A 22,420-nucleotide genomic window follows, 5' to 3' on the forward strand; every position below is an offset into this window, starting at 1 on the left:
CAACAGTCAGATTCCTCCTGGCAATATTCTGTACCTCTAAATTGGCAGCAGGTCACTTGCATGTACCGCAATTCGAAAAGGACGCTGCAAGGTAATATAGGCCAGAGCTGCAGAGTTTGAAGCTGTGTTCCAGTCAATGTTTGCAGGCGTTCCTGGCTTTTGAAAACTATTCTTCAAACCGCCTGAAAGCTGGACATAACGCCCTTCTGATAGATGGACGTCATTCCAAGATAAATCCCGCCATGTCAACGGCATTCCGGTTGATGACTGAGACACATCCAAACCGAACCGAGGCTCGGTAGGCTGCTGCTGCAGGATAAAGAACCAGCCGGGGGCGGTTGTGTCATTTCCTTGGGCTGTGCTCGCAGACAAATCAAACCCCAGGAAAGTAATATCTGGTTCCAATTTCCCGGAGAATTGGGGAAACTTTTGTTCATCCGTCGACGGGGAAGACTTCGGCTGGCGTACCTTTTTTCCGTTAACTGTCATCCACTCCCCTTTGATTGCATAAATAGTGGCGTTCGGATAGCGGCGGAGTAGATCTCCCCGTATCAGTAGCACCATTTGTTCTTGGGCTGCCGTACTTGACATATGGTCACCGAGTGCTTTGCCCCACTCGTGAATTGGCGGAATATCCTTCGTCGATGCTTGCCTCGGGATGCGCCCTCTTGCATCCCAAAACTGACGGAAGTAGGTGCCTCGCTGATCGGTTGGATATCTCCGCCAAAGCAATTCACGGCTCATCTCATGGTTAAGTCCAACCATAAAAGCTTCGATAAACCGGGGATTGGTTTCCAATAGCGTAAGGGTATTAGGCGGCACATGCTCAAGCCCTGGTAAAAGCCAGTCCTGTGAGTGATCTGCCAACGCCCGATACATCGGAGTAGGAAATTCGGGCGCTGCCATGATCGGCTCGAGGGGATCCGCGGGCCGCCACATTGGGTCCGGAATGACGATACGCGCCTGCATGCGATTCGTGACCGTCTTTTCTGGGTCAAGCCTATCCAATAAAATTTTCTTGCTATCTTCAATCGGCAATCTTGGCGGATCCTTCGGGTCCCGCAAGAGCGGGTCCACTGTACGGAGGATGGCTTCCTGAATGATAATTGCAGCACCCTTAAACCCTTCTAATGTTTTTTTTGCATCCAATTTACTCAGTGCCTCTTTATTGGCCTGTTCTAATCTTCGCCTAACCCCGCTACTGTCGGTAATACCTTCTAGTACGGCAGCGCCGCGAAGGCTCTTGAGCGGCTGCTTCAGCCTATATTTAAGCGAGTTTATTCCCTTGATCAGATCTAGCTTCTGACTACTCCCGCCACCATTGACCCGTCGGGCTACAGGCCCGTTCGGACGGGTAATCCTGCGGAATGCGGCGGAAGCAGGGACCTCAGTAATTGTAGTCCCCCTTTCTTTGGACACGATCGTCTGCTCCTCCCAAAGAAGGCGCGAATGAGCAGCTCCGGTTAACTGGAGCAGCGATTCTGCGGGCAGATTGCTCATGTGGCTTTTATGAATTGCTGTGCCGACCGCACGGCCAAGCTGCGCCTGGCGGAGGGCTTGGTTGGCTCGGTCTATCTCGCCAATCTGTTCCCAGGCTGAAGCCATTAGCTGATCCTGCTTTTCCTGAACAATCTTGGTACCTACACCTGCGGCAACACGAAGTCTCGGATCCAGATTCAGCTGTTCCAGCCATGGCCTAGAGGTTGAATCGATAGATTTCTTTGCTGCATGCCACCTGCCGTAAATCGGCGGAACGATTACGGAATCGCTCAAGTCTGATATGGTCGTCAATGTTTGTGGCTTGTTCAGCAAATCTTTTAGGGCTTCCCTAAAATTCTCAGGTACACCATTCAAGCCAGGGGAGGTTCCTTCAGAAACACGGAGCGCCCCCTCCAGACCAGGAACTTTACAGGAAGGAAGATTGTAGCCAGGAACGGTGACATTTAGCGGTCTTACCCCGACCAAATCCGGGTCCATCCGACGTGGCTCAAGTGCCCATACAAGGGACTCAAAATCACCGGCTTCTCCAGTCGCAAACTCCCAATGATAGTAGACAGGAAGCCTTAGGTCAGTTGTATCTGAAGCGTTTTTTACATCCCAGGCCGGCAGAAGGCTGCCGTTTTCATCTATCTGCTCGCCTAGTCCTGCTTTCACGCCAATGTCAAAAGCAGGAACAACGCACGCGATATAGGACGTACTCGGAAGCAGATACCGCGGGCAGATGAGTCGTGAAAGGTTCAGCTTTGGATCTCCTTTCAACATGCCCTTCAGCCCTTGATCGCCTGCCGCCTCACCATTCACCTGGGTATGCGCCCAGGCCCAGGATTCGCCCAAATCAGGCAACTTTTCCTGATACGGAGACTTTATAGTAAGAATAGGAAGTGTTTGTGATTTAGGTATTTCCAGCTTCGCTTCTTGTTTGCTTAGAACAACCAGGATAATCCACGGCCGCAGGCGATTGCCTTTGGCGGCAGCCGGTGTAAACATCCAGGGAAAATCAGGACGGTCAAACTCGATCGACGCAAAATAATTCTCCTCAAAACCTGTCGCGAGATGAGGAGGGTCTGTCCGCAGTACCTGGCGCTGGTCGAATCCGGTGACATCACCAGGCCCGTAAAGTCGGACTTGAACTCCCGACGTCACTGTATTGTTTACTTGTAGGCTGACAAGCACTTGCACGCGGCTATCCATCGCACCGATCAACGAATCTTCTTTGGGGATAGAACTTGCCAAGCCTTCCCTCATCCATGGCAAAAAGGTATATCCTGTCATGATTTCACCACCTCATAGCTTCCGACCACCTGAACTCGCCTGCTCTTGCTGGAGCTGGTCGTATTGTATTTAACCCGTGCAGCCTCTGCCTCGGTATATGTGATTTTGCTCGTCGTTCCAAATAATGAACCATTTGGGGCTTTCATATCATCGGCGCTCACTACGCTGTACCCCTGCTCTTTCATCATAATTTTTCGAGCAGGTCCGGCAAACCGTCCCTCACCAGTATGGTTCAATGGCGAGTTCGCGGCAGAGCCAAGCTCAGTGAGAATCGTGAAGGTACCTGCATCCATTGTGTGGCGCCCCAAACTTCGGGCTACCTTTTCCGTTTTATCGATGACAGCTGTTTCATATTCAAAATCGGCGGTCATTGCCGTACCGTACGAGAGATCCTGAAGTGGAGCCCGAATGCCGGAATGAAGCTGCTCGAATGCGGGCCTTGAGAGCTTCTCAGTGTCGCTCATTTCAAAAAACATGGCCGGTGCAAATGCATCCTTGACAGCGGTGAACTGGTTAACTTCGGAATCTCCAAAAGACATCGAGGTTATTGAAAAGGTTTGTCTACCTCCTGCAGGTTTGGAATTGCCAAATTTCGTAATCTCTAGTCCAAGCGGAACCACCTTCTGGCTTACTGACAATTCGCCAAGCGGGTGCACCAGCACTTCCGGTCCTGGCAGAAGCTCCCTCAACGTCACGAGCATTCGGCCATCTTCTTGAAGCCCGGCGCTCCAATTGCGCTGGTCAGCCAAGGCCGTTTGCAAAGCGGCAAGCGCATCAACCGGAGGCAGTGCGGGAGCGTGCTGTGGATCCCCGATTTTTACCTCGAAAGCAATCTCCCGCTTCCCCAGAAAATCGAACAAGGCCTTTCCATGAGCATGAATAGGCTTTGGCCCTGAAAGCGTCATTTCCAGCTGGACCGCGAATAGGCTGTCACCGTTTCGCTTCAGGGCAGCTGCCCCTCCGATATCGACGATGAAGCCAAATGGATCAAATTGAATCAGGGCATCAAAGCCAAGATACGCCTGGACACTGAACCTTCCGGCGAACGTGTCTTCTTCAGCATACAAATCCAGTCGAGCACCGACTTGATAAGTGTTGGAGGTGACGGCCATGTAAGCTTCAAGCCGGAGTCGCGGATTGTCAGAATCGGCTAGCGAGATTGTCATTCTGTTCAGCTTAGGGAAACCTGGAGGCGGCTGGAAACGAGGATTAAATCCTCCTGCCGCGAGCGCAAACGACGGACTGGCGCCAAAGTTCAAGCGCATCGCCATGTCACCGGTAATCACAAAGGCAGCAATGCGGGAATCAAACAGCGTGGCATCTAGAGAGACGTCACCTTTATCGAAATCAATGGCGCCCATGACATCCATCTGAAGCTTGGCAACGGCCGCTTCCTCCTGAGGCAGCACGAGCTTCATCCGCCCAAGCAGCACCAGCCTTACCGGGTTGGGAAGCTCGAGAAGAATACCCAATTCGGCTGTTAGAACAGGCGGTGTTCCCCAGGAAAGCTTCGCCATCGGGCCAAACACGAACCTGCCTTGCGCAGGTGGAAAACTTGATTTCAGATCATTGATAATCTTTGGGGCGTTTTCCACCGGATTACGCGGAAACATGATGGAATCGAGCGCTCGGTTCTTGATTCCTGCCCTTAAGACATCGAGTGACATCGTGCGGTTCGCCCCGAAAAGCCCGCCGAGCCCGTTCAGGGTGAACCCGAATCCAAGCTGGATAGGCGGGAATTCCGCGGCGAGAATGACAAGTAGTGAGAAACCTTTGGAACCATCCGGCAAACGGGTCGTCAGGAGGCCAATCGCCTTGATGGAGATGCCACCCTTGATTTCCAGCTGCAGGATGCCAGCGTACTGCTCAGTTGAATGGTCAAAATATAGATAACCGCCCCCTGCTACTACGCTTGCATCAATTTTCAAGCCAATCCCGGCTGGAGGTTTAAAATCAAACCGCAAATCGAGGTTGCCAAAAGTGCCCGGCGGCTCATCATCTTGAAGAGGAACCATGGACAACTTAGCCCCGACCTCGGCAATGCTCGCCGCAAACGGACCCAATGTGAACTTTCCACTGACTGCCAGGATCAGATCAATGCTTTTTTCAGAAGCGTCGATTCCATAAAGCAGGTCCTGGATTTCTACCAATCCGATTGTCCGGTTTACAGGAAGAGTCCGGATCAGACCGGCACGCCCGCCAAAGGTGAGTCCCGATTTTGAAGACCATGTCAAGGAACCTCCAAACTTGAATCTTTGCGGATCATTGCCCAAAATTTTGGATAGAAAGCCATCGGCATTAGAAAGATCAATAATCAGTTCAACGTTATTGACGTCAATTTCAAAGGCAAAATCGGCATCCGCAGCTGAGCCTTTTGCTAGGAGACGGAGTGTATAGTCAGAGAGCTCAACGCGATGTGACTGCTCCGTCCCAAGCAAGACAATCGGGTTTTCGGGATTGACCTTTAGTGCAACTTCTGCATCCCCCAACGTGCCAGCAGCTGAAAGCCGAGCCTTTACCTTACCCGGGCGAACTTCCAGACGGATCCCTTGATCTGAACTGAATCCCCCAATAAGGCTAAGACTTAGATCGCCAAAATCAAAGGTGGGCAAAGTGCCGCTTATGGCGGGCCCAACAGCCAAACCGACAGGCGCTGCTCCCCGGTTGTCCTCTGGAGTGATCGGGAGAAAAGAAAACCCAAATTCAAACAGCTGCTTGGAAAAATCGGCGCCACCAAGTACGGGCAGGCGAAGTTCCTTCACGGCAGAACGGTAGGCGTTGGAAGCATCATAATACGCATCAAGTAAGGCTGGATTGGGGACATAAAGGTCCGCCGGGTAACCCAAAACCTCCAAGAATCTTTTGAGGCCCAGCAATAATCGTTCCGCGTCAAACACCGGCGTCCCCCACCCATAAACCTCCTCGATTAACTCTGCGGGGCGAGAAACAGCCAGCTGAAGCCGATCCCAGAGGATGACTGACTTTGTATAGTTGATGCGACCAGGGGTAATGCCTACATCAATGATTTGCGATTCAATGATACCCAGTAAGGAGAGTGGTGCGTACAAAGTGGGTCGGTAGGCATGCAGGTAACTGACAAACAAATCTTCGATGAGTTCCCCGGGAAACTCTTCCCAAAATTTAGATTGATTGAAAGGAAAAGCTAGATCCTGCACATTCAGATCAGTGAGGGCACGCACCTTTGACACGATTCCAGGAAGAAGATGAAAAAGCCCCTCAGCCATATCCACAAGAGAGTTTGCATCCCCTGTCAGCACCTGATCCATTAACAATTGGACATCTTCAAAATCCTGTGTCACGGCAAAAAGGTCACGTACATCCTCGATTAGGTACGCACCAGGGGCGGATTGCCAGCCGTGCTTCTCTAGAAGAAGTGTGAAGCTCTCTGCACTTTCCAGACTTTGTCGTAGCGGATCCAATACAAAATTAAGCTCTTCCATCATTGAGAGCAAAAATGAAGGGTTGGTCATGTTTAACCTCCCTATATTATTTTATAGGTTCAAAAATCTCATCTTGAGCACTGCGCGGCTTTAGTTCAAGCGGCTTTGGTGATGCAGGAGAGCTCAGCCAGCTATACACTTCAGATCTCCCCATTACAGGAACGGGCAACTTAATTGGTTTCGAATGCAGGTGTGCATACCTGTGTGTTTTTCCAGGTAATCGTGGCCAACCATGTTCGGAAGTAGTGGTTTTGATAACAGGCGGACTGAAAGTCTGCCCCCCCGGCCAAAGGGCCGAGTAATCTGTGCTGTAATTCACAGGATTGTAATCTGTGCGTGTGCCCATATGTACAGGGTGTGACAACGCCCAAAACTCGACACACCTACGCTGCAGATCTGTCTTCTTAAACAATCCTGCAAACAGATTTTTGCCGGTATCAATACGTGAACCTAGATAAAGAAAGTCATCAACTGTATAGATTAGGAGATTGTCAGCACTTGAATCTGACAGGGAGTTTGCAACTGGGAACAGGAGTTTTGTTTGACCAAATCTGCCCATTAATTCAATGATGCGCTGTGGGCCGAGGACAGTACCAAATTTCCCAATATAACGGTTATGGGGATCATGGACTAGCCGATCTTCAATTTGGTTTTGTTCATTGATAATCAATGCATAACTGTGTGCCTCCACTTCAGGCACAAGCCACCAATTTGGGAACCAGCTATTGGTTTCGGCTTCATGAAAGAACTTTTTCCAACTTTCCCATATAAACTCATCGATATTAAAGGGTTGATCAAGGAGCATATCGAACAATTCATCCACATGATCCGGATATTGTTTCGCCCATTCATAGGCTTCCAACTGAGGGCAAACATCATGGTAAATCAGGAAATTGCCTGTTTCAAGGAAGGCAAAAATCGCTTCAATTTCATTGGTGCTAATATAATCAAACACTTCCTTCAGAATGTTCAGGAAAGGCCCCGTTATAGGGGGCACTGCTGCCCCGCTAATGATTTTCTTCCAGTTTTCAAAACGCTTTAGATCGCTCATCTGATACCCGGCATTTCGTGAAACCAAATGTGCGAGCAGGGACCAGGCCAGTTCCGGATGTTTCTTGTAAACCTTAAGGTAATAGTAGGTCCTCGTAACATTATTTAAGTTTCCTAGATATCGTTTGGAGAGGATTTTTTCCTTTACTGTCTCTATACCAGGCCATGACAAAGGTACCGCCCTCCTTACTAACTCTTTAATCCAAATTGTATAGTGCCTTTGTATTAACCGAAAGGTAATAATTTCCTATTTTTATAATTTTCTGGAAACTTAAGAGACAAAGGGACGGTTCTCGTGCCTCATTTTGGTAGAAGTCATTTTCGGGATTTAAGTGATTACCAAGATTTCTTCCAATATAAAAAGGCAGTTCACAATTCGAAGGGTAGAAATTTGGATTGTGAACTGCCCCCCTATATAAACAGTTCTGACAAAATAATAAAAACAGAGTAGAACTAAGTCGCCTACTCTGTTCTCTAAATTAAGTCTGCTTAATGTTTTATATAGTTAGAAACCTCAATTAGGTTAAGATCCGGGTCCCTGAAATATACTGAATTGATTCTTCCTAATGCACCAGTTCTTTCTATCGGCCCCTCAATAATGGTAATTCTATGCTTTTCTAGGGATTCTATTATTTGTTCTATAGGAGTTTCCGTAATAAAACATAAATCAGCTGAGCCAGGTGTTGGTCTTATTGCTTTTGGCTCGAACTCTTTCCCACTTTGATGCAAATTTATTTTTTGATTTCCAAATTTAATTGCTTTTCTGCCTTCACCAAAGGTTTGAACCTCCATACCCATAACTGAAGAGTAAAATTTACATGTAACTTCAATTTCTTTAACTGTTAAAACTAAATGATCTAACCCCTTAATATTCATCACACACACCTCTTAAAAACAATTCATTTTATTCAAAAACGTACTGAATCTATGCTGATACTTAAAAATCTTTCATGATTAGCTCAAAAATATCACAATTTTTTCCAGCTGCCAATATAGAAATTAATCTTGATTTTTCTTTAATCCCAAAGAGTAAGAGTAAAAGCGCAAAAAAATTTCCATAAAATTTAACAATTTGTTAAGAAATGATAAATTACGATTTCTATATATTAGGAGAAAAGGAGGTGTGTGCAGGAATGTCAGATGAACCACAAGAACTACCTCAGGAAGAACCTCAAGAGCAACCTTTAGAACGGAATCAAGAAAACATCAAAACTCTTAAAGATGAGATTAAAAATGAAATTAGAGAAGAATTAAAAGAAAAATTCATCCATTCTCGCAAGAAAAGAAAGCATCGAATAATTTATTCTGTTTGTGTCTTTGCACTCGGTGTTTTAATTGGCTTTGGCGGCGGAAGGGCAACTCATTCAGAGCATCACTTTGACCAAGTACACAAGGGACACTTTGAACATGGTAAATTTCAAAAATGGCATGATATGCGAAAATAGTTATATAAATAAATACAGCCTGGGAAGAAGTGCTCCCCTTCCTAGGCTGTATTTATTTGTATTTTAGTGTTATTTTAGGTAGCTTTGATATTTTAATTTGCCCATACCACAATTAGAATTAATTAAGTTTTCCTTGAAATTGATCATTTTTTTTCATTTCATGAATCGTCTCTTCAATTTCCCGGACAAAATATTTAAATACCTGATGATTCCCTGAATCACTAAAGTTCTTTTTATCAATTGAATTAAGCAGCCCAATAACTGCTTTAAACTTTATATCATCTAAAAATGGGATGTGGCTTTCCCCGTAGATTTCACCTTCAACTTCCACCTCCCCTTCGTCATTCTCCAGCCTAAATTTGAATTTTTCCGTGTTATCAGCGTTCAATTAAGCTCGCTCCCCTATTTAGATGCATGGGGACGGTTCTCATGTCTCATTAACGCTCGAAAATGAGGCACGAGAACCGTCCCCATGTTTCATTAGCTCTCGAAAATGAAGCACCAGAACCGTCCCCATGTTTCACCCTTATATTTTTTAATTGATTTGCAAAAATATACACAGATAACAATCAATAATTAGGGCAAAATAATATAACTGAATACTGAAGAAAGAGGGGCTTAGGATGTTTTATACCTATAACCTATACAGTTCGGATCAATTGGGATTTACAAACTCTTATCACATCCAAACCGAATTGCCACCGCATAAATTTCGGGCCATTATGATGGAATTTCGGCGTGGAGGAAATAATGATCCGCATGTATTTGTGAACTACATGCGCGAACATTTCCCCGATAGTTTTCGTTTGTTCGAGTATGATGATGTTGTGCAATATGATGCCGACCAAGAAAACTCGGTTATCCTTTCCAACCTTTTAGACCAAAATAATCAAACTATTTAGGGCTGTTGAAAAAATAGGTTCAACAGCCTTTTTACAGCTGCGAGGAAACCATATAGGAGTGGAATTAGAAATGAAAGGAAAAAGTGTCAAGACGATTCATGTTCTGTTATTACTGGTTGTAATCACCGTTTTAATTTGGTCACTTATCAAACCTGCAAGCTTCATGTCATGGACATTGGAAGCCACTCCTGCCATCATCATATTAATAATCGCAATATTAACGTACAAAAGGTTTCGTCTTACTACCCTCTCTTACGTCATTATCGCTATTATGGCGATATTGATGTTTGTCGGCGGCCATTACACCTATTCAAAGGTTCCTCTATTTAATTGGATAAAAGATACTTTTGATTTCAAAAGAAATCACTACGATCGATTTGGACATTTTTTAAAAGGCATGTCGGGCATCGTAATTAGAGAATTATTATTAAGGAAAACCCCATTGAAAAAAGGGAAATGGTTATTTTGGATTGTGACAAGTATTACTCTAGCCATTTCTGCTATGTATGAAATCATTGAATGGATAAGTTTTATTATACTCCAGGGAGGAAAAACAGCTAAAAACTTTCTAGGCAACCAAGGTGATATTTGGGATGCACAATGGGATATGGGATTAACCTTAGCTGGTACCATCATAGCCTTACTACTTCTTTCCAAACTACATAATAAGTTGTTGCAAAAAGAATTAGGAAAGTGATGCATGGGGACGGTTCTCATGCATCACTTTCGCTAGAAAATGAGGCAAAAGAACCGTCCCCGTGTTTCATAGAGAAGCATTTCGCCAGTTAGATGACTGAAGACAAATTTATTTATAAAAAAATATAAGGCCGATCCTATCAGACGGAATGATGATTAAAAAGCCGATTTCCCCAATTTATATGGGAATCACGGCTTCTTATTCATACATCTATACTGCCCTATACTAATCAAGCTGACTTATCATAGTTTTACTGAAGATAAACCTTAACCGTAGAATCAATAACCACATCCAACAAAATCGGCTTTTTCTTTTGAAAGGCTTTTTCAAAAGAAGGTTGAAGTTCCTCTGCCCTTTCAATTCTGATAGAATCAATTCCAAACCCCTTAGCGACACTGACAAAATCTACCGGAGGTTCATTTAAATCCATGCCCGGGAACACGTTATGCTTTGACGATTCTCCTTTGATATTAAGAATTCCGCCTTTCAGAATCATGTAGCTTTGGTTATTCATAATCACAAAGACGACTGGGAGTTGATACTTGGCAGCATTCCATAATGATTGAATATAGTAAAGGGAAGAACCATCCCCAATGATATTGACAACCCTCTTATCAGGACGCCCCAGCTGCGCGCCAAGGGAGGCCGGCATGCCGTATCCCAGACCGCCGCCCTTCAATGCGATAAGGCTACCAGGCTGGTTTAGTTCCAAATAACTGTGGGTATATCTACCGGACGTTACGGATTCGTCAACGACTAAAACATTTTCCGGAAGTGCTTTATTTAATTCATACATGACTTCGGCAGGGGATAAAGGAAACTGGCCTCTAGTATCTTCCAGTTCCTTTAAACGCAGCTCATCACTATGTATTTTCTTCTGTATAGTCTTTTCTTTTAACCTTTCGAATCGGGCTTTATCCTTATCATTTGATTGAGTTTCGATTAATTGTGTAATCTCCTGAATCGCAATCCTTGGGCTGGCGGAAATGGCAATATCTACGTGCATATTCTTGCCAAGCTCCCATTCACCACTGTCAATAGCGATTACCTTTGTTCCCTCTTGGATAATCGGCTGGTCAAAGTAAAGGAGTGGGGCTTGACTTGTGACTCCCACGAAAATCACAACATCCGCTTCCGAAAGAGCTTTCTTGATAAAAGGCCCGTTTGGCAGGCATCTTCCCACGTATTGACGGTGACCATAAGGGAAATTTAATCTGGAGGCCTGATGCTCTACATATACAGGAGCGCCAATCATCTCCGCAAGTCGAACCATTTCTTCCAACCCTTGGCAGCTGGCCAAGTGATCCCCGACTAAAAAGACAGGGCTGCTTGCATGCCGAATCAAATCGGCCGCCTTTTGCACTGCTTCAAGATCTCCCCTGATATTGGAAGAAACAATGGTAAGCGGGATTGTTTCTTCCTCAATCTCCTGCCAAAGCACATCCGAAGGAAGAGAAAGAAAAACAGGACCCATCGGTTCGGTAAGAGCTACTTTAAAGGCCCGATGTAGGACAATAGGTAATTCCTGCGCATTTTTGACTTCCCAGCTCCATTTTGTGTAATTTTGGGCCATACTTACCATATCTCCCCATAATGCAGGTTCCTGGATAGCAAGTCTGGTATCTTGCTGGCCGGCGGTCACAATAAGTGGTACCCCCGCACGATAGGCATTGTAGATGTTCCCCAATCCATGAGCCAAGCCGGGGGCAGCATGAAGATTAACTACGCCTGGCTTACCAGTTGCTTGGGCGTACCCTGCAGCCATCCCAACACAAACATCTTCGTGAAATGAAAGAATATACTTAAGATCCGGATAGTTCACCAGCCCGTCAACCAAAGGCAATTCAGTTGTCCCAGGGTTTCCAAACAAATACTCTACTTCATATTTTTGAAAAGTCTTTAAAATAAAATCTCTAGCAAGCATCTCTCTCACCCTTTACACATTTAGTAGTATTTTCTTTTCAGAATATATTATACTATAATTTTTTGAAATTTTAATATATTCAAAAAGTAAGACATTCAAAAGAGAGTAAAACCATTTCGATTTTACTCTCTGATTGTGCTCTTATTTATCATATTGAACCTTAAAACTTATCCCCGTTGAACTGGGGTTATTAAGATTTTTTAAATTATTTTTTGTTAACTCAAACTGTTTGTTATGCAGCCGGTCTCGATAAATATAGTTGCCTCGGCCCTGCTCCCCGATGAAAATCCCATCCTTTACAATCAACTCGCCACGAGATAAAACATTCGTAATCAAACCTTGAACTTTCATACCTTCATAGGCATTATAATCCAGATTCTGATATTGGGTTTCAGCTGTAATCACTCTTGAACGGTTAGGGTCAAGAATCACTATATCTGCATCCTTACCGACTGAAATGGAGCCTTTTTTCGACATTCCAAACAATTCAGCAGGACCCGTACTGATGATTTCTACAAATTTCTGCAACGAAATCCGTCCTTCGTTTACACCAAAATGATACAAGAGTGAAAAAATATCTTCGAGACCAGGAACACCATTTGGTATTTTTGAAAAATCATCCTTGCCAAGAGTTTTTTGGCCTTCAAATCGAAAAGGACAATGATCCGAGCCGATGACAGATATCAGGCCATTACTAATGCCATTCCATAATACTTCCTGGTTCCATTTCTCTCTAAGTGGCGGAGAACAAACATATTTGGCGCCTTCAAAGTTAGGCAAATCTAAATAGCTGATATCCAGAACCAAATATTGTGGACAAGTTTCGGCAAAGGCTTTGACCCCGCGTTTCTTTGCTTCGTCCACTTTATTTAAAGCATCCGCACAGCTGACGTGGACGATATAGACCGGTGCATCTGCAGCCTCAGCAATGGCAAGCGCTCTGCCTGTAGCTTCAGCCTCCAAAACTGTAGGCCGGGTATATCCATGATAAATGGGAGCTGTTTTTCCTTCAGCGATGGCCTGCCTGACTAGTTCATCAATGACATCCCCATTTTCAGCATGAACATTGGTAATGATTCCAAGTTCACCGGCCTTTTTCATGATCTTATACATTTCAAGATCATTGACCATCATTTCGCCTTTATAAGCCATGAACAGTTTAATCGAACTGACACCGTATTCTTCAGCTAAAATGGGTAATTCCTCTAGAACTCTATCACTATACTCATTGATAATGGCATGCAGCCCATAATCAATTACAGCTTGATTTCCCTTTTCAATCCACTCTTTTTGAGTATCAATTAAAGATGCCCCTCTTTTCGGGTTCGTAAAGTTAATAATACTGGTAATTCCGCCTACTGCTCCCGCCTTGGTTCCAGTTACAAAATCATCTGCAGTACCAGTACTCTGAAACGGCCAAGCGAGATGAGTATGGACATCAATGCCTCCAGGGAAAATATATTGATTACTGGCATCGATAATTCGGTCTCCGATTTCTGGTTTGACTGTCTGTGAAATAGAAGTAATCGACTCTCCTTTTATCTCAACGTCTGCTTTAACAATACCTCCAGAAGTCACAACGGTACCGTTTTGAATAATTGTCCGCATTTTTTTATCCCTCCAAACTCACTATCAACACAGCTGGTGACAGTATTTTCTAGTGTTCCTATGCTTTCAATATAAGCTTCAACTTTATCTCCAATTTGCAAAGGACCAACTCCACCGGGGGTCCCAGTCAAAATAACATCACCCGGGAATAAACTTGTGATTTGCGAGACAAATTCTATCAGTTTGTAACAATCAAAGCTTAGATTTTTAGTGTTAGAGTTTTGCTTTACTTTATCATTTACCTTAAGCACGATTTTTAAGTTGTTTACATCCTGTACATCTGTCTCAATCCACGGGCCTAAGGGGCAGAATGTATCGAACCCTTTTGCTCTCCCCCATTGGCCGTCTATTTCTTGCAGATCCCGTGCAGTAAGATCATTGGCAATAGTATAGCCCAATATATAATTGCTAGCTTCGTGATAAGAGATATTTTTAGCTGTTTTCCCTATAACAATGGCGAGTTCTACTTCGTAATGAAGATTTTGTGTTTGTTTTGGGTAAATAATATTTTCATAATGTCCGATAATACTATTAGGCGGTTTTAGAAAAAACATAGGCTCCTTCGGGAGCGTTTCACCAATTTCTTCCGCATGGTCTTGGTAATTAAGTCCGAAGCCAATTATTTTTGAAGGTTCAACAGGTGCTAATAGTTTTACTTGATCAAAGAAATAGCTTTTAGTGCCGATTTCATAGCTATTGAAAATACTCCCCTTGATACCATGAATTTTTTCTCCATCTACTACACCATATTTAACCACCGTATCCAGGGTTTCAAAACGAACATATTTCATTACAGCATAACATCTCCGGAATTTGGTCCAAGTGTCTGACCTGTATAAATATTTCCGTCAGGATCCGACGCGAGTAATACGGCCGTTGGCGCAACTTCTTCGGGCCTGCCAAATCGTCCTAGAGGGAGTGAACTTTGTTTTCTTTCTTTCCACGCTTCGTCGTAGCCTTCCAACAAGAAAGGAGTAGCGATTGGACCTGGTGCAATACAGTTTGCAGTAATGCCGTATTTGCTCACTTCTCGTGCTACTGATTTTGTAAATCCGATCACTCCTGCTTTAGAAGCCGCATAATGGGCATTTTCTATTCCACCTATTTGACCTAATTGAGAAGCGATATTGATAATTCTCCCAAATTTTCTTTCTAACATATGTGGTAAGACATTTTTTACACAAAGGAATGGTCCACGCATGTTCACCTTAATCATTCGGTCCCATTCTTCAACTGTTAAATCCTGAACATACCCTTGATGGGTAATCCCAGCACTGGTAACGAGAATATCGATAGCTCCCAGACCCTCAAGGGCTGCTTGAACCATATTTTCTACTTGGTCAACTTCACTTACATCTCCTTCAATCAAAATTACTTTTCTTCCATATTGTTCTTCAATTTGTGCCTTTAGGGCATTGGCCTGCTCCTCGGTTTTAAAGTAATTTATAGCAAGGTCTGCACCCTCCCTGGCATATGCAAGGGCGATTTCCTTTCCAATTCCAGTTGATCCACCGGTAATTAACGCCTTTTTCCCTTGTAATTTCATCAATAACCTTCCTCTCTAATTCTAAAAATATGGTAGATTAGTTAGCATTAAAATTTACTGAATCATTTTTTGTGTCGTCAGTAAGTAAAGGATCGTGAATCTCAAATTTCTTTTCGACTCCTGCTTTCTTTAGGATTAAGTAAATAACAAAGGTTGAAGGAAACCCAACCACGCAACATCAAGGTTGTTGAAAGAGATGATGGCTCCAATCAACATTGCCAAGAAAGCTGCCGGACTAAACCCTTTAAAATACCTGTATGCGCGGGTATCTTGGTTATAAAGATAATCAAGGTTAAGTTTGCCTTTTCTTAAAATCCAATAATCGGCAATTAAAATACCCAAAATAGGTCCCAGGAAAGATGAGTAGATATTCTGGAAAGTAAAGAACCATTCACTTGTAAAAAGTACCCAAGGCATCGTGACGGCTGATAAAGAGGCTGAGATAATCGCACCTGTGGACCACTTTACTTTAAATAAATCTTGAAAAGCCAACGCAGCAGGTAAGACACTAGTAGTTAAGTTAGAGGTGATTTGTGCAAGAATAATGAATACCATAAGAATTAATCCAAAGGTTTTATTAGGCGCTAAAGCCATTAACCCTGCAATAGGATCGTCATTTCCATTTGCAATAAAAATGAGCATACCAATTAGCACCATGGAAATCCAAGGCGGGATAATGCCGATAAAGTTACCAATAAACCCGGCTTTGCCAGTCGCCGGTCTAAGCTGGCGTCCTAAATCAGAGTTATTGAGCATAACGGTCGCCCAGTTCGCCGTTGCAGCCGAAATTCCACCAAAGAAAAGGATTCCCCATGATCCTGGTGTGTGAGTATACTTACTAAAATCCAATTGACCTTCGAAAAGAATGATTCCAAAGAAATAGACCAAAATGACACAAATGACGGTGGCAACTGCCGCATTAAACCAAGTAATATCCTTGATCCCTCTATACGATAAAAAGATATGAATCAAAGTTAATATGAAGAAATAAGGAAACTTCATTTCAGGTAAGCTAAAAAGAGTCATCATGACCTGGTTAATCGCTAATGCTCCTAGCCAAGTACCTATTCCGTACCAACAGATAGCCGGAACAATACGAAGGATATAGGCGACTTTTGCTCCTTTATACCCAAAGCTTGAACGGAGTTGAATAATGAACGGTATTCCGTTTTTAATGCCCGCAAATGAGTTTACAGTACAAAAGGTCGCTACAAGCACACCGGATATAACACCGACAGCTAAAACCTGGTATAGGTTGAGTCCGCCCTTTAATAAAAAGGTACCAATCGCCATTACCTGTATAATTATTGCAGTAGACCAGAAAGAAAGTACGTAAGGTGCCAAAGTCAAAGGTCGGTCCTTTTCGGGTATAGGGTTAAGACCATTTAAATCAGTTCCATTTTTGTCCATCATAAATCCCCTTTCAAAGGTACTTTATGTGTTAGTACCCTAATTAATTTACTTACTCGTATTTTTATGTGACAAAGAAGTGACTCCGCTCCCAGAACTAATTACATACTCACTACAACCTTTTTATTGGATTATGTCATTTCATCCCCTTCTATAAACCTCACCTCCTTAAAATTTTAAAAATTTTTCAATTCATCGATTCATGTATTTTAATGATCAAGAAGCTTTTGTTTAAGGTAAGACCAGTCATTTTCAATGTGTATACGTACTAATTTTTCTACCTCTGATTTATTTTTGCTCTTTAATGCATCTAGGATTAATCTATGTTCTTCTAAATAATCTCTAGGTCTGCTGAATTCCTTGAGTTCTGCGTTTCTGAACAATAGAATTAATGAACTGAGGCGATCATTGATTTCTATTAACCTTTTATTACCGGATGCACAAACAATTAAGTCATGAAAATGTGTATTCGACTCTACCACTTCTTCAAATGATTGATTTTGGTATGCTGCCTCAGCTTGTTGAATATATTTTTCCAGCTTTGCTAAATCAGAGTTGGACAGAGTGTCAGCAGCTAAATAAGCAGCGTATGGTTCCGTGGCTATTCTGCATTGATAGACCTCCTCGATATCCTCGAATTGCATTGGAAAGACAATTAAAGCGTTTTCAACATTTATAATGAGACCATCCTGCTCTAACATTCTAAGCGCTTCGCGGACAGGTGTTCTACTTACATTTAATTCCTTTGCAATTTTCGCCTCAAGCAGTCTTTCCTTCGGCTTTCTCTGACCGGAAATAATTTGTTCCCTTATAAGTCGATAGATCTGTAAATGAAAAGGGACACTACGAACTACATTGTTATTCAAAAAGACACCTCCCATACTGTCGACAATATACTATCGACCGTTTACAAAAATTGTAACATAAATATATAAAAATTCAATATTATTTTCTGAAAATTCATTAAATTAGGAAATTTGAATCAAAAAAAAAACAGCCCTGGAGGCTGAGGTGATAACTGTTATTAGCTGAAAAATTCCTTTTTAATATATTCCTCTATTTGTTCTCGATGTTTTAAATCATGTTCTATCATTCCAGCAAAGTATTCTCCTATTGTCATGTGTTCTCTACCTGGGTAAGGTTCGGTGAATGTTTCTTCGGGGACCTTTTGTAAAAAGGATACAAGTTCCTTACGAACAGTGATAAATTCCGTAATAAGTTCCTCTTTGGAAATACCTGATCTAGCATATTGTGATGCATTTTTATTTACAGCTTCTACATCTATAGTTAACGCTGGAAATTCCTCATTAAGATAAATACAGGCTACTCGATTGGTTATTAAAAATTTGTCCCATGAAATAAAATGTGAAATGACATCTGCAATCCCCCATGCCCCTTCTTTAAAAGGCATAAACCAAAGATCATTTGAAATTTCCTTTAAAGAATCAACCCATTCTATTAAACTTATTTTTTCTTTAATAATTTGATCTTTTCTCATTTTTCCTCCTTCTTCTTAACTCTAATTTTCTTGGTTGATAAGTTAAGAATGTTGCGCCTCTAATAAATGGCGAATAAGTCTTTGCTCATTTTCTCTTGCATCATCAAGGTGAAAAGCATGTGAAGATTTCTCAGACCAATATAATGATTTTCCTTTTGGGGCATCAAGTACTTCAAAATAACGAGTGATTAGTTCAGGTAAAACATGTTTTTCTTTGCTACCGTGGATAAACATAACAGGTACATTTAAGGCTGGCACCTCACTGAAAAAATCAAATGTATTGATATCGTGAATCATTTCATCAGTATAGGAAAGCTTAAAACCTCTCACAAGGGAGTTATAAATATCCATAAGAGAATAATCCGGCGAGCGCAGCATGATTTTTAACCCCGAAAAAAAGGTAGCAGACTTTTTGTCACCCGCATCATAAAACATAGTACGATATTTTAACTGCCATTTCCTGATAACAGCCCACTGTTTAAAGTCCTTCGTATAAGGCGGTTCTCCTACCGCCGCGAGCTCCTCTAGCGCCCGTTTGTTGTTTGTCTCAGTGGCCATCTCAATCAGCCACTTATAGCTTAACTTATCATTTTCAACCCAGCTTGTAATCTGGGAAAAACCCGTATAAGAATAGTATTTTTCCGGATATTTGGACGCAAGGCTTAGTCCGATCACACTTCCCCAGGAATGAGCTGCTAGATGCAGTTTGTCTTGCTTAAACCGAGATCTTAAATAATCTGTGACATCTCTCGCATCATTGATAAATTGTTTCAATTGCATGGTTTCTTTCGGTATATCTTTGGAATATGATTTTCCTGTACCGCGTTGGTCCCAAAAAACCACGGTGAAATGTTTAATTAATTCTTTGGTGGTCATGACCAATGTGTAATCAGTACCTCGATTTGATACACCAGGAACAGGCATACTGGGACCTCCATGGATAAATAGAAGGACGGGACTTCCTGTTTTTTCCGTCTGAATAAGAATGCTTTGATTTATACCGCCAATGGGAATAGTTTCAATTTGGCTAATTCCGTTTTCCGAGATCGTATAATCACTTTTTTTTAAAAGTTTCATTCGTGTTTGAACCCTCCATCTTTGCATACATTCAAAATATATGTCTTATAGCCTAATTATAACTTAATTGGGGTTTTCTGGATTAACAATTTTTCCAAAATAGAATTAAATCTCGAACATAAAAAAACTGCCAGAATATTTCTATCAGTTTTGAAACACGGGGACGGTTCTCGTGCTTCATTTTACTAGAAAATGAGGCAGAAGAACCGTCCCCGTGTTTCTTTTTAGGGAAAATTATAGAAAAATAGAGTAGTCCTTTAGGGTGGACTACTCTACTTTGAACGGAATCTCGCTCAATTATTTTTTCTTATGTTCTCTTTCCCTTTTAACATATAACGAATGCCTTTACTCGCTTTAATATTTTTCTTCCCGGGTAAAGATTCATCACTTAGATACTTCACAAATAATAAGAAAAATTCTCATTAGAAAAGGCGATACTACCTTAAAGTATCGCCAGTCTTCATTCTATCAGTTATTATTCCTTAAAAGTTTTCATACTGTGATGACAACTTTTCCTTGAGCATGCCCATGTTCAAAATACCTGAAAGCCTCTTGGACTTCACTCATCTTAAAAGTTTTATCAATAACTGGTTTTATTTTTCCGGTTTCAAGGAGTTCTTTTATATAAATTAAATCATTTTGGTTTTGCCTTTGTAATAAGCTAAACATTTTTTTCCTTCCAGTGAGCGAGATCCAAGGCCCTAAGGTCATTGTTTGAAACAGCTGTGCACCCGAACCTCCGACGTGAACAAAAGTTCCATTAGCATTTAAAGACCGCTTATAAGCTGAAATCGGATGGTGCCCGTTAACACCGAGAATCAAGTCATACTTCTGTACTTTTTCGGTAAAATCCTCTTTTGTATAATCAATGACATGATCAGCCCCAATGGAACGAAGGATTTCTAAATTTCTCGTACTGCAAACACCTGTTACTTCTGCACCAAAAGATTTGGCAAGCTGTACCGCAAAAGTCCCAACACCACCAGAGGCACCATTTATCAAAACCTTCTGTCCCGTCTGAATTTTGCCTTTATCCCTTAGACCTTGTAAGGCTGTAACTGCCGCCATCGGTACCGCAGCAGCTTCCTCAAATGTGATATTTTCTGGTTTTAATGCCAATGCATTCTCAGGAACAGATACATATTCAGCAAAACCACCCCAGCCAGCTCTGGAAAGATCTCCAAATACCTCTTGGCCTGGCTGAAACTGTTTAACATTTTTACCAACTGCTTCGACCCGGCCTGCAATGTCACCTCCGGGTATGGAGTATTTTGGTTTTAGAAGACCGAAGGCAAAACGGGCTAAGAAGGGCTCTCCTTTCAGAAGTACTAGATTACCATAATTTAAGGATGCTGCATGAATCTTTACCAGTACCTGATGGTCCTCAGGAATAGGTTTATCTACTTCTGTCTGATTAAGAACATCGGGTGAACCATATTTGTTATAAACGATGGCTTTCATTAATTTCCCTCCATATCCCTAAGCCTTTATTTTGAGGAACTCGTTATCTTTAGAGGAGCTTCAAATGCTTTTTTTTGTAGTCAAGGCAGCAAGCGCAGATTCATTGAATCCTTTAACGATGAGCCATACGGCTAAAATCATTTCATTAGCAGCTACTGGCAGCGACAATAAAACACCCCAAACCGAAACTTGTTGGATGACTCCGAACATTTCTAACAACGCTGCTATAAAAACAAGCGTTGCCCCTGTCATACCCAAGATGGGTATGACTCTTGGTACGAGCTTTGATTTATAAAATATATAACTGTACATCATCGTATTTATGCCCAGCATGAAATTGGGACCAAGCATAAATGTCCAGTCATGTATTGCTTTTAGTACAGTACCTGAAGCATGAAAAGAGGCAATATCCGGAGCACCCGCCGCTGCAAATTCTCGGCTTAAGGTTAATAGGGACAGGACGCTTATTACACCAACCGTAATGATAATCGCTTCAAGAAATCTGAAACAAACATGCCAAAGAGCAATCGTTTCATTGTACCTTCTTAAAAAAGGAAACATAGTCGTTGCCGTACCAACCGCTGAAACGACAAGAATTAACTCCATAAGCGCTCCCGTTATCACCTGGTTGGAGTGTTCCGAACCTTTAATCAGGTAATCAGGACCCGTTAGGATAGGATTATATAAGTTTAGACCAATTACCGCCGTAACTGCCGCAAGAATAAACAATACTCCCACAATTTTCGCAGCTTTTTTATTTGAATTCATTTACTTATCCCCTTCTCTTAATAAATTCAAAAACGGTAAAGCAAAAAACCATCAAATTTTTTACTTATTTGTGTTTTCCCCATAGAAGAATACCTCTTCCAGCGGTAAGTTAAAGGCGCGAGCAATGCGAAAAGCAAGTTCTAGTGATGGGGAGTAATTTCCCTTTTCGAGTGCCACGATGGTTTGTCTTGTAACGCCTACCTTGTCAGCCAGTTGCTGCTGGGTCATTTCATTATGGTCAAATCGTAATCGTCTGATATGATTGCCGACAAGATGTTTACCCATTATTAGACTCCTTTCCGATAGTGATAAAGTTTCGTAACGGATCCAGTCACATCGGAAATGAACCCCGAAATGATCAGGATCATGAACATGAACTGTGACGGCTGAAAGATAACCAGCGATCCCATTGCAAGTAAAAAGCCGAGTATAAAGACAAAAAAAGAATTTCGGTTCGCTTTCAAGTCAATTAACTTATCCAGTTCATCTGCGAATGTTGGTTCTTTTTCTCCAGTTGTCATTCTAAATAGGATATTGAAAAGAATGCTGATAATAATGTGGGCGACAATTGAAAGCAAAGTCAGGATGAGGACGAATGAACCCCAATAGCGAAAGGTTTCTAGCGACTCCAGCCCCCCTTCAGGGTGACGTGGGTACATGTACAAGCAATAAGTTCCGAAAATGAGTATGGCGCTGATTAACGATACGATGCTTTTCTTTTCTTGATAGGTCATGGTTTCCCCCTTATTTTATTTTCTTCTATATTTAGTAAAATATGTTATACATAATGTAATATAAACT

The 22,420-nt window shown here is 42.3% G+C and carries 20 protein-coding genes; 3 read left to right on the plus strand and 17 right to left on the minus strand.

Features of this window, described 5'->3' with window-relative positions; all coding sequences use genetic code 11:
- Positions 1-36: 36 nt before the first annotated feature.
- From ACFPA1_RS07745 to ACFPA1_RS07760, 4 genes are all read right to left on the minus strand, one after another.
- Positions 37-2,772: a hypothetical protein gene (locus ACFPA1_RS07745; RefSeq protein WP_378581931.1), complete on the minus strand. Its 2,736-nt coding sequence runs from the start codon at positions 2,770-2,772 to the stop codon at positions 37-39.
- Positions 2,769-6,263, minus strand: coding sequence for a DUF6603 domain-containing protein (locus tag ACFPA1_RS07750; RefSeq protein ID WP_378581932.1), 3,495 nt, complete (start codon positions 6,261-6,263; stop codon positions 2,769-2,771). The genes ACFPA1_RS07745 and ACFPA1_RS07750 overlap by 4 nt, the downstream gene beginning before the upstream one ends.
- A 16-nt stretch (positions 6,264-6,279) precedes the next feature.
- Positions 6,280-7,455 (minus strand): DUF2515 family protein, encoded by a 1,176-nt coding sequence (locus tag ACFPA1_RS07755; protein WP_213145974.1) that lies wholly within the window; start codon positions 7,453-7,455, stop codon positions 6,280-6,282.
- A gap of 317 nt (positions 7,456-7,772) precedes the next feature.
- The gene (locus ACFPA1_RS07760) at positions 7,773-8,159 is read right to left on the minus strand and encodes a VOC family protein (protein WP_378581933.1); all 387 of its coding nucleotides are present in this window, start codon (positions 8,157-8,159) and stop codon (positions 7,773-7,775) included.
- A gap of 257 nt (positions 8,160-8,416) precedes the next feature.
- On the opposite strand from ACFPA1_RS07760, the gene ACFPA1_RS07765 reads away from it, so the two are divergent.
- Positions 8,417-8,728 carry a hypothetical protein gene (locus ACFPA1_RS07765; RefSeq protein ID WP_213145973.1) on the plus strand — a complete coding sequence of 104 codons (312 nt, stop codon included), beginning with the start codon at positions 8,417-8,419 and terminating at the stop codon, positions 8,726-8,728.
- Between the two features lie 118 nt (positions 8,729-8,846).
- Here ACFPA1_RS07765 and ACFPA1_RS07770 read toward each other — a convergent pair whose 3' ends face one another.
- Positions 8,847-9,116, minus strand: coding sequence for a hypothetical protein (locus ACFPA1_RS07770; RefSeq protein ID WP_378581934.1), 270 nt, complete (start codon positions 9,114-9,116; stop codon positions 8,847-8,849).
- 235 nt (positions 9,117-9,351) lie between these two features.
- On the opposite strand from ACFPA1_RS07770, the gene ACFPA1_RS07775 reads away from it, so the two are divergent.
- Positions 9,352-9,630, plus strand: a complete 279-nt coding sequence (locus ACFPA1_RS07775) for a hypothetical protein (protein WP_378581935.1) — start codon at positions 9,352-9,354, stop codon at positions 9,628-9,630.
- Positions 9,631-9,700: 70 nt separating this feature from the next.
- Positions 9,701-10,327, plus strand: coding sequence for a DUF2238 domain-containing protein (locus ACFPA1_RS07780; protein WP_378581936.1), 627 nt, complete (start codon positions 9,701-9,703; stop codon positions 10,325-10,327).
- 250 nt (positions 10,328-10,577) lie between these two features.
- Here ACFPA1_RS07780 and ACFPA1_RS07785 read toward each other — a convergent pair whose 3' ends face one another.
- The 12 genes from ACFPA1_RS07785 to ACFPA1_RS07840 all read right to left on the minus strand — a co-directional run bounded on the left by ACFPA1_RS07785 (position 10,578) and on the right by ACFPA1_RS07840 (position 22,353).
- Entirely contained in the window at positions 10,578-12,251 is a 1,674-nt protein-coding gene (locus tag ACFPA1_RS07785) for a thiamine pyrophosphate-binding protein (RefSeq protein ID WP_378581937.1), read from the minus strand.
- A gap of 141 nt (positions 12,252-12,392) precedes the next feature.
- Positions 12,393-13,859: a dihydropyrimidinase gene (hydA, locus tag ACFPA1_RS07790; RefSeq protein WP_378581938.1), complete on the minus strand. Its 1,467-nt coding sequence runs from the start codon at positions 13,857-13,859 to the stop codon at positions 12,393-12,395.
- The gene (locus tag ACFPA1_RS07795) at positions 13,826-14,650 is read right to left on the minus strand and encodes a fumarylacetoacetate hydrolase family protein (RefSeq protein ID WP_378581939.1); all 825 of its coding nucleotides are present in this window, start codon (positions 14,648-14,650) and stop codon (positions 13,826-13,828) included. The genes hydA and ACFPA1_RS07795 overlap by 34 nt, the downstream gene beginning before the upstream one ends.
- Positions 14,650-15,405: an SDR family NAD(P)-dependent oxidoreductase gene (locus tag ACFPA1_RS07800; RefSeq protein ID WP_378582479.1), complete on the minus strand. Its 756-nt coding sequence runs from the start codon at positions 15,403-15,405 to the stop codon at positions 14,650-14,652. Before ACFPA1_RS07800 ends, ACFPA1_RS07795 begins: the two co-directional genes overlap by 1 nt.
- 135 nt (positions 15,406-15,540) lie before the next feature.
- Positions 15,541-16,818: a cytosine permease gene (locus ACFPA1_RS07805; RefSeq protein ID WP_378581940.1), complete on the minus strand. Its 1,278-nt coding sequence runs from the start codon at positions 16,816-16,818 to the stop codon at positions 15,541-15,543.
- A 206-nt stretch (positions 16,819-17,024) separates the two neighbouring features.
- Positions 17,025-17,681, minus strand: coding sequence for a GntR family transcriptional regulator (locus ACFPA1_RS07810; protein WP_378581941.1), 657 nt, complete (start codon positions 17,679-17,681; stop codon positions 17,025-17,027).
- A 158-nt stretch (positions 17,682-17,839) separates the two neighbouring features.
- On the minus strand, positions 17,840-18,313 hold the full coding sequence (locus ACFPA1_RS07815) for a DinB family protein (RefSeq protein ID WP_378581942.1): 474 nt from the start codon (positions 18,311-18,313) through the stop codon (positions 17,840-17,842).
- A 42-nt stretch (positions 18,314-18,355) separates the two neighbouring features.
- The gene (locus tag ACFPA1_RS07820) at positions 18,356-19,390 is read right to left on the minus strand and encodes an alpha/beta hydrolase (protein ID WP_378581943.1); all 1,035 of its coding nucleotides are present in this window, start codon (positions 19,388-19,390) and stop codon (positions 18,356-18,358) included.
- 492 nt (positions 19,391-19,882) lie between these two features.
- Complete coding sequence (locus ACFPA1_RS07825) at positions 19,883-20,851, minus strand: NAD(P)-dependent alcohol dehydrogenase (RefSeq protein ID WP_378581944.1); 969 nt, start codon at positions 20,849-20,851, stop codon at positions 19,883-19,885.
- Between the two features lie 60 nt (positions 20,852-20,911).
- Positions 20,912-21,619 carry a DUF4386 domain-containing protein gene (locus ACFPA1_RS07830; protein ID WP_378581945.1) on the minus strand — a complete coding sequence of 236 codons (708 nt, stop codon included), beginning with the start codon at positions 21,617-21,619 and terminating at the stop codon, positions 20,912-20,914.
- A 60-nt stretch (positions 21,620-21,679) separates the two neighbouring features.
- A complete protein-coding gene (locus ACFPA1_RS07835; protein WP_213145966.1) occupies positions 21,680-21,904 on the minus strand; it encodes a helix-turn-helix transcriptional regulator in 225 nt (74 codons plus the stop codon).
- 2 nt (positions 21,905-21,906) lie between these two features.
- Entirely contained in the window at positions 21,907-22,353 is a 447-nt protein-coding gene (locus tag ACFPA1_RS07840) for a hypothetical protein (RefSeq protein ID WP_213145965.1), read from the minus strand.
- Between the last annotated feature and the right edge of the window lie 67 nt (positions 22,354-22,420).

The sequence above is a fragment of the Neobacillus sp. GCM10023253 genome (genome assembly GCF_042653105.1).
Lineage (GTDB): Bacteria > Bacillota > Bacilli > Bacillales > Cytobacillaceae > Neobacillus > Neobacillus citreus.

Excerpts from the sequence above, each read along its gene's own strand:
- ACFPA1_RS07745 (WP_378581931.1), bottom strand. The coding sequence starts at position 2,772 with ATGACAGGATATACCTTTTTGCCATGGATGAGGGAAGGCTTGGCAAGT.
- ACFPA1_RS07835 (WP_213145966.1), bottom strand. The coding sequence starts at position 21,904 with ATGGGTAAACATCTTGTCGGCAATCATATCAGACGATTACGATTTGAC.
- ACFPA1_RS07750 (WP_378581932.1), bottom strand. The coding sequence starts at position 6,263 with ATGACCAACCCTTCATTTTTGCTCTCAATGATGGAAGAGCTTAATTTT.
- ACFPA1_RS07840 (WP_213145965.1), bottom strand. The coding sequence starts at position 22,353 with ATGACCTATCAAGAAAAGAAAAGCATCGTATCGTTAATCAGCGCCATA.
- ACFPA1_RS07795 (WP_378581939.1), bottom strand. The coding sequence starts at position 14,650 with ATGAAATATGTTCGTTTTGAAACCCTGGATACGGTGGTTAAATATGGT.
- ACFPA1_RS07820 (WP_378581943.1), bottom strand. The coding sequence starts at position 19,390 with ATGAAACTTTTAAAAAAAAGTGATTATACGATCTCGGAAAACGGAATT.
- ACFPA1_RS07760 (WP_378581933.1), bottom strand. The coding sequence starts at position 8,159 with ATGAATATTAAGGGGTTAGATCATTTAGTTTTAACAGTTAAAGAAATT.
- ACFPA1_RS07825 (WP_378581944.1), bottom strand. The coding sequence starts at position 20,851 with ATGAAAGCCATCGTTTATAACAAATATGGTTCACCCGATGTTCTTAAT.
- ACFPA1_RS07815 (WP_378581942.1), bottom strand. The coding sequence starts at position 18,313 with ATGAGAAAAGATCAAATTATTAAAGAAAAAATAAGTTTAATAGAATGG.
- hydA (WP_378581938.1), bottom strand. The coding sequence starts at position 13,859 with ATGCGGACAATTATTCAAAACGGTACCGTTGTGACTTCTGGAGGTATT.
- ACFPA1_RS07785 (WP_378581937.1), bottom strand. The coding sequence starts at position 12,251 with ATGCTTGCTAGAGATTTTATTTTAAAGACTTTTCAAAAATATGAAGTA.
- ACFPA1_RS07830 (WP_378581945.1), bottom strand. The coding sequence starts at position 21,619 with ATGAATTCAAATAAAAAAGCTGCGAAAATTGTGGGAGTATTGTTTATT.
- ACFPA1_RS07775 (WP_378581935.1), top strand. The coding sequence starts at position 9,352 with ATGTTTTATACCTATAACCTATACAGTTCGGATCAATTGGGATTTACA.
- ACFPA1_RS07765 (WP_213145973.1), top strand. The coding sequence starts at position 8,417 with ATGTCAGATGAACCACAAGAACTACCTCAGGAAGAACCTCAAGAGCAA.
- ACFPA1_RS07800 (WP_378582479.1), bottom strand. The coding sequence starts at position 15,405 with ATGAAATTACAAGGGAAAAAGGCGTTAATTACCGGTGGATCAACTGGA.
- ACFPA1_RS07780 (WP_378581936.1), top strand. The coding sequence starts at position 9,701 with ATGAAAGGAAAAAGTGTCAAGACGATTCATGTTCTGTTATTACTGGTT.
- ACFPA1_RS07805 (WP_378581940.1), bottom strand. The coding sequence starts at position 16,818 with ATGATGGACAAAAATGGAACTGATTTAAATGGTCTTAACCCTATACCC.